Genomic DNA, 13134 nt, shown 5'->3' with positions numbered 1-13134 from the left:
TGGCATGTTATAAATATCCAGTTTTTAACTTTTTTATGGTGCCAATTATAGATTTTTTTCGTATAGTTCCAAAACCTTCTCCCTGCAATGTTCCAGAAGCTTTGTTCTTGCTTCTTTTGAAAGCTCTTGTATGTAGATAGGTTCACCGTACTCGATAGTCATTTCGGCAGGTTTTATCCAAGGCAGATGGTCTTCAAATACCTTATTTGCATTTGTAATTGCAACCGGTACTATAGGGCAGCCTGCCTTTTCCGCCATCTTAAGGCTTCCCGGCTTAAACTCCAACAGTCCGTCTCCGCTATATCTGGTACCTTCCGGAGAAATAAACATAGATGTTCCGTTTTTTATATTTTCAATACCTTTAAGTATGGCTTTAATACCCTCGCGAGGATTCTCCCTATCTAAAAATACACATCTGATCAGCCTCATCCACAGCCTAAGTCCCGGAACCTTTGCAATTTCCTTTTTAGAAACAAAACCTGAAAGTACGGGTACTGTATAAAAAGCTAATATTACATCAAAAAATCCTCTATGATTAATTATAAAAAGTACAGACCTGTCCTTGGGAACCCGTTCAACTCCTATGACCTTTTTTTTGATTCCTGACAAAAACAATACTTTACCGAACGCAAGTTTCACTATCCGCTGGCTTATTCTATGCTGTAATCCCGAATTAAATTTACCTGTCAACCAAAGCAGGGGTAAAGCTATTATACTAAAAATTCCAAATATAGTTAAATATAAACCTACTAATATAATTCTCATCCTGTCTCCTATTATAGCGCTGTAGCATGCTTATTCACCTGAAGAGCATTATTATAATCATCAAGTAATTTTTTCTTTACATCCCAAAGACTCTGTGTCAGGTCAACGTGAACCTCGTGTGGATTCACAAGTCTTCTGGATTCATCCCAAAGAGTATCCATTTCTTTTTTACAATACTCTCTTATTTCCATCACGCTTGGAGAAGCATATACACACTGTCCTTTAATAAATACAGGTACAAGGAGTTCCCTTACCTTAAATTCACCCGGAATTAAAAGAGTCTTTTTCCATGTTTCTATAGGATCAAACATCATATATTCTTCATTCTCAGTTATTTTTTCATCTGCAAATGCAATGAGATCTCCCTTAATCTTTCCTTCCATATCATAAATTCTGAATATGGTTTTATTTCCCGGATTGGTTATCTTCCAAGTATTTTCGGAAAGTTTAATCTTAGGCTCAAAAACTCCGTCTTCATTCTGTATAGCCGCAAGCTTGTAGACTCCTCCAAAAGCAGGACAATCTGCACTTGTAATAAGTTTGGTTCCGACTCCCCATGAATCAATTCTGGCATTTTGTAATTTAAGTGAAGATATTAAATTTTCATCCAAATCAGAAGATGCTACTATACTGGCATCATTAAAGCCTGCCGCATCGAGCATTTTCCTTGCCTTTTTTGACAGATAGGCAAGGTCACCGCTGTCAATTCTTATTCCGTATCTGCCAAGTTTTATACCTGCTTCTCTCATTTCATTAAACACCTTAATCGCATTAGGAACTCCCGAACGAAGGGTATCATAGGTGTCAACCAGAAGAATGGCATTTTCAGGATAAAGATTTGCATATTCCTTAAAAGCCGTATATTCATCATGGAAACTCATTATCCAACTATGTGCATGGGTTCCGAGTGCAGGTACTCCAAACTTCTTTGCACAGATTACATTACTTGTACCTGCACAACCGCCTATCACAGCCGCCCTCGCGCCGAGAGTGCCCGCGTCGGGTCCCTGAGCACGCCTTAATCCAAACTCCATCACAAAGTCCCCCTGTGCAGCGTGACACACTCTGGAAGCCTTGGTAGCTATGAGGCTCTGATGATTAATCAGGTTAAGAATTACCGTCTCTACAAGCTGAGCCTGCATAATAGGGGCTACCACCTTGACAATAGGCTCCATAGGAAAGACCACTGTTCCTTCAGGTACCGCATATATATCTCCGGTAAAATGAAATCCGGAAAGATAATCCAAAAAATCCTCATCAAATATTTTAAGAGAACGAAGATATTCCACATCCTCATAATTAAAATTCAGGTTTTTGATTACCTCAATCACCTGCTCCAGTCCTGCCGCTATAGCAAATCCGTTGTCGGAAGGGTTATGGCGGTAGAACATATCAAAAACCACTACAGGATCCTTCTTATTTTTGAAATATCCCTGCATCATTGTAAGCTCATAAAAATCTGTGAGCAAAGTAAGATTTTCTAACATTTTTTCCTCTTTTCCTTAAACTTTTACTAACCCAATTATGAATTAATTTTTTTTGCAACATCTTCTTCTGTCTCAGGCATATCCTGAACCTTTTCTTCTGCCACTGTTTTATCTTCCTTATCCTTTTTCAGCATTTTTGAGAATTTCTCTGAAAGATCGGGAATCATATCTAATAGCCTGGTAATTGTATCCTGGTTTTTGATATTAACCAGTTTTACATTTCCGTTTTTTATAACCAGCACTGAACTTGGAGTGATTTTACCGGACATAGCTCCCACTCCGTTATCCTTCTTCTTGGACTCACTGGCAAAAGCACCGGCTCCGGCTCCGAAGGAGACATCAACAAGCGGAAGTATGGTAGTTCCATCTTCAAATTTTATTGCATCTCCGACCACAGTCTTACTGGTTATAAATCCATCCATTCCCTTAAATAAGGCAGTCATTGTTTCATCAAAATTATTAGCAGCCATACTTCCTCCCCTTAGCTATTTTCCATACTTTTCTTGCACCTATTGTAATTGTTCCGTAACTGCTTGACTTTTTTATTAAATAATACTTTCAGAGCTACTAAAAGTACTATAAACATGGTAATTCTTCCTGAAAAAGCAGCGTCTGTTTCAAACACTTCCTCATCCCATTCCGGCCATATTTCAAATTTTCTGCCATACAACGGATAAAGCAGACACAGATAGGATAAATACTGCCCCTCCGTATATACATCTCCTGTTCCGAATCTAAGCCATCCCTCTATATTTTTAGGAAAAACCATTTTTAGAAGTCTTTTCCCCTGTGTCAGCAGATAACCCGCTCCGCTAAGTGTACCATCAGCATTCAGAAACCGGATTATTGCATCTTTTTTTATGTTAAGTGATTTAAATCTGTCCTTAAATGCCTTCCATTTAGCTTTAATATTTTCTGCTATCTGTTTTATTTTTGAAATTATACTAAATTTCTTTTTTATTTTCTTTGTTTTCTTTACCTTCTTCTTTGCTGTCTTATTTTCATTTTTTTCTTTATTTTCATCAGGCAGTATTTTTTCTTCTGAAGCAGCTTCTTTATTAACTTCAGATTTTTTTTCTGATTTTACATCTTCACCAATATCCGATTCAGACTTTTTCTCCGGTATCACTTCATCCTTAATATCTGATTCAGATCTTTTCTCTGATACCATATCTTCCTTAATACCTGTTTCAGACTTTTCTTTGGATTCATACTCTGTTTTTACCTTAGAGTCTTTACTTATATTTTGTTTTTGGGGTTCATTTTTTATTTGCTCAGCTACAGCATTTTCTTTTTTGTCTTCTTCCTTTGTTTTCTCCTTAATTGGGGCTTCCTTTATGAACTTTGCCTTCTTTTTGTCAGGCTTTTTTTCGCTTGATGCCAGTGTATGAAATGCCAGCTTTAAGCCATAGGATAATTCATTGTCATATAAAACCCCGGCATATATAAGCTTAAATAAAAAACTGATTTCTCCCTGCAAACTTAATTTTTCGGCTATATATTTTACTCTGATTCTATAGACAAAGGGGACAAATAAAAATAATACTATTATTACAAGCAGAATTATCAGCAGAGCAAGTAAAATCAAGCCTATAATTTTAAGACCGGTCAGTATTACAGCTATAATTCCCAACTCCCTCACTCCTTCTGCTTCTCTTTTTTCATCCAAAGCTTTGCAACAAGCATAATCGCTTCTAACCTTGAGCCTGTAAGCCCTATCATTTTATAATGCCCTTTTCTGTACGGAAGTTTTCTAAGCTCATTCAGTGAAATTATTTCATATAAATTAGAGGGATTTTGCGGTTCAAATATTCCGAATGCACCAATAGGCGAAAACTTCCCCTTTTTAAGGGAAGAAATAACTTTTCCCCTTATCATATCAGACTTCATCAATCCTTCTGTTATGAGAGTTTCGCCTATTATTATCATTATATCACCATTTATTCACAAATAATTTCAGTTACTGCATGTATAGTTCCTACAAGTTCTTCCCTGCTGTTACAGGATGCAAGAGAAGATCTTATATAGTCCATAACTTCTGTACGATTCTCAAAGTAAACCGGTATACTTCCGATTACCTGAGCCATAATTCCGCGCCTTACACTTCTGTCCACTTCGTTAAAAATTCTGTCAAATTCACTCTTAAGTGTGTCCTTAAGCTTGTCTAAGTCTGCAGTTTCTGTAAGTCCTGTATCTTCAAGGTCATTTAAGTCAGCAAATAAACTACCCTGTTTTAAGATACTGCACTTATACAGGTCATCATATTTATCTTTATATCCATATTCGGAAGCTTCCTTAACAAATCTGCTCTGAACATCAAAAAGTGTACCTTCATAACTCATTAAATCTTCATAAACAGCTTCAAGCTTTCCTTCAAGTTTTGTAAAGATTTCGACCACCTTTGCCTCAAATTCCTCAAGGCTTCTATCCTCATTTGCAAAGCTCTCATTTGTAAAGGTTATCATTTCTGTTTCAAGCTCTGCATCTTCTTTATTAATACTGTCCCAATTAATCAGCACAGCATATAAGTCATTTACTACTTCCATAACCAAAATACCGTCATCAGTAAGTTCTGAACATCTGGCTATAGTAGAATTAAGTTTTACACTTTCAGTAAGAATCTGTTTCTTTGTAGCCTTATCAAATTCAAAATTCTTAAAATATTCAAATTCATCAGCCAGCTCAGGATATAATTTCTGCATATTATCTAAATCATAAATCATACCTGCCTGTCTTACCATGTAAGCAAAAGCCTTAAGAGCCTTCTTCTCAGCACCCGCATAGCGGTCTACCGAAGACTCAATTATATCAAAAAACTTACCCTTTGTATATCTGATCGGAAGCTCTGAAATTACTCTTTGAATTTTGGAGTTAATCAATATATTATCATCATCCTCAAAAATATATGCAAGAATTTTTCTGGATTCATCATCAGTATCAAATTCTTTACCGTCATATTCCTTGTTAGGAAGTTTCCTGGAAAGTACATAATTAAAGTTCTCAAATGCACTTAAGAAGGCTGTAGCTGCATCTACCCGGGCCTTTACTTCCTCTCTTATACTTTCAATTTCTTCTATGCTTTTTTTAGAAACATTTCCTTCTACAATAGTAGATTTAATAAGAGCGTTGATTTTATCTCCAAGCCCCGCAAAGCTTCTGTCTGTCTCTTTTTCCTTTGAATTTACAAAGTAATTTGCATAATTCATAGAAAGGTTCAATATAGCAGAACTTCCGTAAACCGCCGATAACTCCTCAGCAAAGGCAGAAAGGCTTCTTTCAAGATTTTTGCCCTTCTTAATATCTAACATAGCATTTGTTCTCTTACTCATTTTAATTTCCTCACTTAATATATTTAATTAATAGCAAACCCTTATATCCTCTTCGATACGGGTTTACCATACTTAAGACTTTGTTATATGCTGATGGGTGAATAAATGCTCGTTACAATATTCATAGTTTCCCTCACATTTTGAGCAAAATCTAAACTCAAGATTCGGATCATCAAGCTCTGTCCTGCCACAAATCGCACATTTATGCCTTGCAACACCTTTTTCGGTATTAAAGCCTTTTTCCGCTGTTTTTCTTCTCGCTTCAAACTTCATCCTGCGCATTTTATTATTAAATTTCTGCCTGTAATTTCTGGTTGAAAAGAAAAACCAAATAAAGTTAAGAAGGGCAACAATTATTGCTATCGCAAACATGAAATTACCTGCTGCCGCATTTTGCACTATCTGGAGCACTACAAATGCTCCGTAAAATATACCTAAGTACTTCATCTTTACAGGCAGTACAAACATAAGCAGTACCTGATAATCAGGATACATTGCACAGTAGGCTAACAGTAATGACTCATTTATGTAGTTTAATCCAAAATACATACCGGAACTTGCATCTCCGGTTACTGCATAGGTGATTACCGCAGCTATTATATTAAGTAAGATTCCCGAAATATAATACACATTAAATCTAAACGTGCCCCAGGCATATTCCAGATTTGTACCCAGTATCCAGTAAAAATAAAGAGTTATGCAGAAGAAAATTACCGAAGTTCCGCCTCTCATACTGCTTAAAGGCTCAAGAATAAAGGTAACAAGCCTCCATACTTCGCCCTGCATTACCTTCTCTATATTAAGAGAAAGGTATAAGTAATAAAATGTCGGTGCCACTACGGAAAGCAGTGCCCCTATAATATATATACCTATTATATACAGCATAAGATTCTTAACAGCGAATCTTCCAAGCTTCCTTTCCATCTTATCCAGAAAATTATTCATTCAATATTCTCCTAATCTATCATCCCTAAAACGGATGCACCCTACTATTATAATTTCTAACAAAACCCTTGTCAACAATGGTGGGATTTTATGATATAAAAATGTTCTACAAAAAGCACATTTTTGTAAAAATTTTATACTACCCTTTTTTTTTCGTTGTGGTATAATAGCGTGTATTCAAACTAATTGTGCCAAATACATTTTAATGGTATAAAGTGTCAAATTTGTGAAAATTTGTACCCCTATGTAAAAGCACCATTATTAGACAGGAGTATAATATATGTCAGAAACAAAGTACCGTTTAGGTATAGATATAGGCTCTACCACAGTTAAAGTTGCACTTATAGACAATGATTTGAAAGTTCTTTTTTCAGATTATCAGAGGCATTATGCCAACATACAGGAAACTCTTGCGAGCCTTCTCCACGATGCAATAAAGGTCTGTGGAAATGCAGAGGTCTACGCTATGATAACAGGCTCAGGCGGGCTTACTCTCTCCAAACATCTTGACATTCCTTTTGTGCAGGAAGTTATAGCAGTAGCCACCGCCCTTAAAACTTTTGCTCCTCAGACTGATGTTGCTATTGAGCTGGGTGGAGAAGATGCTAAAATCATTTACTTTACAGGCGGTATAGAACAGAGAATGAACGGAATCTGTGCCGGTGGTACAGGCTCCTTTATCGACCAGATGGCAAGTCTTTTAAAGACTGATGCTGCCGGTCTTAATGAGTATGCAAAAAGTTATCAGTCCATTTACCCTATAGCCGCCCGCTGCGGTGTATTTGCAAAATCCGATATACAGCCGCTTATAAATGACGGCGCTACAAAGCCTGACCTTGCAGCTTCTATCTTTCAGGCAGTTGTAAACCAGACTATAAGCGGTCTTGCCTGTGGTAAGCCAATCAGGGGAAATGTAGCCTTTCTTGGTGGCCCTCTGCACTTCCTTACTGAACTTCAGGCTGCTTTTGTAAGAACCCTTAAATTAGGCCCTGAAAATATAGTTGCCCCTGAGGGTTCACATCTTTTTGCAGCTATGGGCTCTGCAATGAGTTCTAAGTATGAGAAAGCTACAACTTTAGCTAATCTCCATAACACCCTTCATAATAAGGTAAGCATGGACTTTGAAGTAGCCAGACTTGAACGGCTTTTTAACAGCGAAGAAGATTATGAAGCATTTAAGGCTGAACATAAAAAGGCTGAGGTAAAAAAAGGAAATCTTGCAGATTACCATGGAAAATGCTTCTTAGGTATAGATGCAGGCTCTACAACTACAAAGGTAGCAGTTGTAGCAGAGGACGGAACCCTTTTGTACTCATTCTACAGCAGTAATAACGGAAGCCCTCTTAAGACTTCTATTAAGGCATTTAACGAAATACATGAGCTTATGCCTAAGGACTGTAAGATTGCAAGAAGCTGTTCTACAGGCTATGGTGAAGCTCTTCTTAAGGCTGCCTTCCTTTTGGATGAGGGTGAAGTTGAAACTGTGGCACATTATACCGCAGCTTCCTTCTTCAATCCTAAGGTAGACTGTATCCTTGACATAGGCGGCCAGGATATGAAATGTATCAAAATAAAAGACGGCACGGTTGACGGTATTCAGCTAAATGAAGCCTGTTCATCGGGCTGTGGCTCATTTATAGAAACCTTTGCTAAATCACTTAATTATGAGGTAGCAGACTTTGCAAAAGTTGCACTTTTGGCAGAAAACCCTATCGACCTCGGCTCACGCTGTACTGTATTTATGAACTCCAAGGTTAAGCAGGCTCAGAAAGAGGGTGCAAGTGTAGCAGATATTTCCTCAGGTCTTGCATATTCGGTTATTAAAAATGCCCTGCTTAAGGTTATTAAGCTTACCGATCCAAAAGACCTTGGCGAAAATATAGTGGTTCAGGGCGGAACCTTTTATAATGATGCAGTGCTTCGCAGTTTTGAAAAGGTGTCCGGCACAAAGGCTATAAGACCTGATATCGCAGGTATAATGGGCGCTTTCGGTGCTGCCCTTATAGCAAGAAAGCATTACAGAAAGGGTGACGAAACCACTACTCTTTCCTATGAGCAGATTAAAAACTTAAGCTATGAAACAAATATGGAAAGATGCCAGAAATGTAATAACCACTGTATGCTCACAGTAAATACATTTACAGGCGGAAGAAATTATATATCGGGTAACAGATGTGAAAGAGGACTTGGTCTTGAGAAGAACAAGGACAATATTCCTAACCTTTTTGAGTACAAGATGCAGAGAATCTTCGGTTACAAGTCTCTGACTGAAAAAGAAGCCCCTAGGGGAACCATAGGTATACCAAGAGTGCTTAATATGTATGAGAATTATCCTCTCTGGTTTACCTTCTTTACCAAGCTCGGATTCAGAGTTGTACTCTCTCCACGTTCAAGCAGAAGCATATACGAACTTGGAATAGAGTCAATACCTAGCGAGTCAGAATGTTATCCTGCCAAGATTGCACATGGTCATGTTATGTGGCTGCTTAAAAAGGGTGTTAAGCATATTTTCTACCCTTGTGTAATCTACGAGCGTAACGAAACACCTGACTCAAATAACCATTATAACTGCCCTATTGTAACCTCTTACGGTGAAAATATAAAAAATAATATGGAAGAACTTGCAGATCCTTCCATTACATTTGAAAATCCTTTCCTCTCACTTGAGTCCGAGAAAATACTTACCGACAGACTTGTGAAAATATTTGAAGGAAGAATTCCAAAGAGTGAGATAAAAGCCGCCGCTAAAGAGGCTTGGAATGAACTTCTCCAGTCCAAAAAGGATACAGAGGCAAAGGGAGAGGAAGTCATTGCTTACCTGAAAGAAACCGGCAAAAAGGGAATAGTTCTTGCGGGAAGACCATACCACGTAGATCCTGAGATTAATCACGGCATACCTGAACTCATCACTTCATTCGGAGTTGCTGTACTTACAGAAGATTCTATCTCCCACTTAGGTCAGGTAGAACGTCCTCTTGTGGTTATGGATCAGTGGATGTACCATTCAAGACTTTATAAGGCTGCCTGCTATGTAAAGACCAATCCTGCCCTTGATTTAATCCAGCTCAACTCATTTGGATGTGGTCTGGATGCGGTAACTACCGATCAGGTAAGTGACATCCTTGAAAGAGCCGGCAAGATTTATACCGTACTTAAGATAGATGAGGTAAATAACCTCGGTGCTGCAAGGATAAGAATCCGTTCATTACTTTCAGCAGTTAAAGACAGGGAAGCTAATCCACAGCAAAACTTTGATATTTCCTCAGCTACCGACAGGGCTGTATTTGAAAAGGAAATGAAGGATTATACCATCCTCTGTCCTCAGATGTCACCTATTCATTTTGAAATGCTTAAGACTGCCATTGAATGGGGCGGCTACCATATCGAACTGCTTGCTGATGAACATTCTGTAATAGATACAGGACTTAAATATGTAAACAATGATGCCTGCTACCCTTCACTTATAGTGGTAGGGCAGATTATGAGTGCGATTAAGTCAGGCAAATATGACGTAAACAAGCTGGCAGTCTTTATAAGCCAGACCGGCGGAGGCTGTCGTGCTTCCAACTATATAGGCTTTATCCGTAGAGCATTGAAAAAGGAAGGACTGGCTCATATACCTGTTATTTCACTTTCCGTACAGGGACTTGAGAAGAATCCGGGCTTTAGTGCCACTCCTCCTATATTGCTTCGCTGTTTACAGGCTCTGGTGTATGGTGATTTGTTTATGAGGGTACTGTATGCTACAAGACCTTATGAGCTTGTAAAAGGCTCTGCTGACGAGCTACACAGAAAATGGGAGAAAAAGTGTATAGAAAGTCTGAAAAGGGCTAATATGCTTACCTTTAATAAAAACTGTAAGCAAATAGTTGCTGATTTTGACAATCTGCCTCGTGTAGAAGGACTTACCAAAACCAAGGTAGGTATAGTGGGAGAAATCCTTGTTAAATTCCTGCCAAGTGCAAATAACGGAGTTGTAGAGTTGCTTGAAAATGAGGGAGCTGAAGCTGTTGTACCTGACCTTATAGACTTCCTTCTCTACAGTGCCTACAACACCAACTTTAAGGCTGAAACTCTCGGCAAGAGTAAGCGCAATGCCTTTATAAGCAACAGAGCCATCGACCTTATAGAGTTCTTTAGAAAGCCTGCCAGAAAGGCTCTAAGAAAAAGTAAACATTTTGTAGAACAAAGCTACATAACCGAGCTTGCAAAATTTGCCGAGCCTATAGTTTCTCTCGGCAATCAGACAGGCGAAGGCTGGTTCCTTACAGGCGAAATGATAGAGCTTATAAAATCCGGCGCAACCAATATTATCTGTACCCAGCCGTTTGGCTGTCTGCCTAACCATGTAGTCGGAAAGGGTGTAATCAAGCAACTAAGGCTTAATTATCCGGGTACCAATATAGTAGCCGTTGACTACGATCCTGGTGCAAGTGAGGTAAATCAGCTTAACAGAATTAAACTGATGCTTGCTACCGCAGAAAATGAGTTACTTAGGAGCTAAGACTATATATAAAGATAGTCCCATTAAAATGTGGGGCTATCTTTATGGGTTAAATTAGAAGTATCAATATATATATACCAAAAATTAGGAAAGAAATTTTTTTAAATATTCCATTGTATTTAGAACCCGGAATTTCTACAACACACCATTCTTTCATTTTGCAGCTTAGAAGGTATTCTTTAAGCTCTGTATTAAATTCAATATAAAGACAGAAAAACATATTAAAAACTAAAACACCGCAAATCCAGAGATATGTATTTACAGCTTCTACACTTTCTATAAAAAAATATCCCATCACACTTTTAAGCAATAAAAAAGCTATAATTTCACAGCCTATAACAAAACCTCTGTTAAATTTGCAACACAATCCTAGCGAATATTCAAGATAAATAGGCGCAAAAAAAATCAGAATTTCAATATACCTATGTTCGACAATAGTATGATCATAAAAGTTTGAAGGTATTTCTTTGTCATAAATTTTTGTTATAATAAATAGCAATCCTAAAAATGATAAAAAAAGTATGTTGTATATAACTACAGAAATTTTTAGTCTTCTGTTCATTTTAAACTCCGGTTATTAAACTGTACCATAAGCCTTTAGTTTATTCCATTAACCCAATAATATATAGTTTTAATTACAATAGCAAGCAAAAACAAGCGAACAATACCTATCCAATATTTTTTACAGGCCGCTTCATATCTATACCCTGTAAACATAGGCGAGAACCATTCGACATCTTCAAGAAGCAGAAGGTAATTTTTAAGTTCCTCACTTAATTCAATAAGTATATTTAAAAATGCCGCTACCGTCACAAGGACAAAAATAAAGCAATATGTAATCGGCAACTCTTTTGCTTCTAAGAAAAAATATCCTGCAAGCTTTATAAGTAAATAAAAAGTTATCAGATTGCATAGTATTACAATATACTTGTTAAGTTTAAGTGCAAAACCTAATATATATTCAATCACATAAACAATAATAAATACAATTACTCTATCAGTTCCTGAGTATGAAGCTAAATGCGATGGTGGTGGGAATTCATATTGATACACAAAAGCCATCACAAGCCAAATAGGCAGATAGATTAAGGTTGCTAAATTATATATAATTATAATATCATCTTCTCTTCTATACATTTATAATCTCCAATATATTGCCTGTTTATTATATTTATCTCATTATTGTCTTTTACAGAACATCAGAAAATAAACAAACTCAAGATTACACCTGACTTTCCGTAATCCTGAGTCTGTTATTTATTTTAGCCAAAAAGTAATTTATCAAGACGGTCTGCTTTTCATTTCTCTTCATTCTTGTTAGCTCAGCTATGTCCTCAGCCTTAAATCCTATGCTTTCCCAAGCCTTACCTGCAATTGTTGCCTCATTTAAAATCTCTGATATGTCCTTAGGGTTTATCCTTTCATCTGAGGCATAAATCGGGGTTATAAGATAACTAAAGCACAGTGTTACTGCTGTTACTACAGCACATATTTTCCTAATTTTCTTCATATCAATCCTCCTCGTAGAATATTATTTTCCACAAGCATAGCATTTATACGAAATTCTGTCAATAAACGCTATAATTTTAAGATTTTATCATTAAATATCGGTAAAATTGTAGTACTTATCTCATCCTTCTATTATTGTACCCTCATGTTATATATAATTTTATATACAAAACCTGATATTATAAAATTTATTTTATAGACTTTTAACATTTCCTTAAAATCTATAAGCATTAACTCACAAATACCTTAGCAGCACCCTGACTACGTAGTTAGAAAGAGGATAATCGAACAGCTAATGCTCACCTATCTCGCACCAATATAGCAACTGTTGACTACGCTCCTAGGGCTAATTATGAAGACAGGGCTGTCACACAAGGAAAAAGATATCAAAATATTGTGATTAGTTAAAAGTAGATTTATCATATTTTGTAGTGTTTTCCTTTAATGTGACAGTCCGTTCTTTTTTATTTTTAATGTAAATTTCCCCGCTAACTAACTAATTCACATAGGATATATTAATTTCCAATATTCTGAAATTTTGTCTATTTTGTATAGTAAACTCCTTGATTTTTGTACACTTTAACGTTGGCGAAAA

At 36.9% G+C, this 13134-nt stretch carries 10 protein-coding genes; 1 reads left to right on the top strand and 9 read right to left on the bottom strand.

The features are described from left to right. Positions 1 to 45 precede the first annotated feature (45 nt). The 7 genes from GCWU000282_RS08575 to GCWU000282_RS08545 all read right to left on the bottom strand — a co-directional run bounded on the left by GCWU000282_RS08575 (position 46) and on the right by GCWU000282_RS08545 (position 6526). Positions 46 to 765: a lysophospholipid acyltransferase family protein gene (locus tag GCWU000282_RS08575; RefSeq protein ID WP_023354687.1), complete on the bottom strand. Its 720-nt coding sequence runs from the start codon at positions 763 to 765 to the stop codon at positions 46 to 48. An 11-nt stretch (positions 766 to 776) separates the two neighbouring features. Further along, entirely contained in the window at positions 777 to 2252 is a 1476-nt protein-coding gene (locus GCWU000282_RS08570; protein ID WP_023354686.1) for a nicotinate phosphoribosyltransferase, read from the bottom strand. Between the two features lie 35 nt (positions 2253 to 2287). Next, on the bottom strand, positions 2288 to 2722 hold the full coding sequence (locus GCWU000282_RS08565) for a GerW family sporulation protein (RefSeq protein WP_023354685.1): 435 nt from the start codon (positions 2720 to 2722) through the stop codon (positions 2288 to 2290). An 11-nt stretch (positions 2723 to 2733) separates the two neighbouring features. After that, the gene (locus tag GCWU000282_RS08560) at positions 2734 to 3885 is read right to left on the bottom strand and encodes a hypothetical protein (protein ID WP_035040109.1); all 1152 of its coding nucleotides are present in this window, start codon (positions 3883 to 3885) and stop codon (positions 2734 to 2736) included. 5 nt (positions 3886 to 3890) lie between these two features. After that, complete coding sequence (locus GCWU000282_RS08555; protein ID WP_023354683.1) at positions 3891 to 4181, bottom strand: hypothetical protein; 291 nt, start codon at positions 4179 to 4181, stop codon at positions 3891 to 3893. Between the two features lie 11 nt (positions 4182 to 4192). Next, the gene (locus GCWU000282_RS08550) at positions 4193 to 5581 is read right to left on the bottom strand and encodes a hypothetical protein (RefSeq protein ID WP_023354682.1); all 1389 of its coding nucleotides are present in this window, start codon (positions 5579 to 5581) and stop codon (positions 4193 to 4195) included. 72 nt (positions 5582 to 5653) lie between these two features. Further along, positions 5654 to 6526, bottom strand: a complete 873-nt coding sequence (locus GCWU000282_RS08545; RefSeq protein ID WP_023354681.1) for a rhomboid family protein — start codon at positions 6524 to 6526, stop codon at positions 5654 to 5656. Positions 6527 to 6806: 280 nt separating this feature from the next. On the opposite strand from GCWU000282_RS08545, the gene GCWU000282_RS08540 reads away from it, so the two are divergent. After that, positions 6807 to 11030 carry a 2-hydroxyacyl-CoA dehydratase gene (locus GCWU000282_RS08540; RefSeq protein WP_023354680.1) on the top strand — a complete coding sequence of 1408 codons (4224 nt, stop codon included), beginning with the start codon at positions 6807 to 6809 and terminating at the stop codon, positions 11028 to 11030. A gap of 597 nt (positions 11031 to 11627) precedes the next feature. Here GCWU000282_RS08540 and GCWU000282_RS08530 read toward each other — a convergent pair. Next, positions 11628 to 12167, bottom strand: coding sequence for a hypothetical protein (locus tag GCWU000282_RS08530; RefSeq protein ID WP_023354678.1), 540 nt, complete (start codon positions 12165 to 12167; stop codon positions 11628 to 11630). A gap of 85 nt (positions 12168 to 12252) precedes the next feature. Next, entirely contained in the window at positions 12253 to 12540 is a 288-nt protein-coding gene (locus GCWU000282_RS08525; protein WP_023354677.1) for a hypothetical protein, read from the bottom strand. Between the last annotated feature and the right edge of the window lie 594 nt (positions 12541 to 13134).

This window comes from Catonella morbi ATCC 51271 (genome assembly GCF_000160035.2).
Taxonomy (GTDB): domain Bacteria; phylum Bacillota; class Clostridia; order Lachnospirales; family Lachnospiraceae; genus Catonella; species Catonella morbi.
Note: the sequence above shows the minus strand (reverse complement) of the source record. Positions and strands in the feature narration are given on the sequence as shown.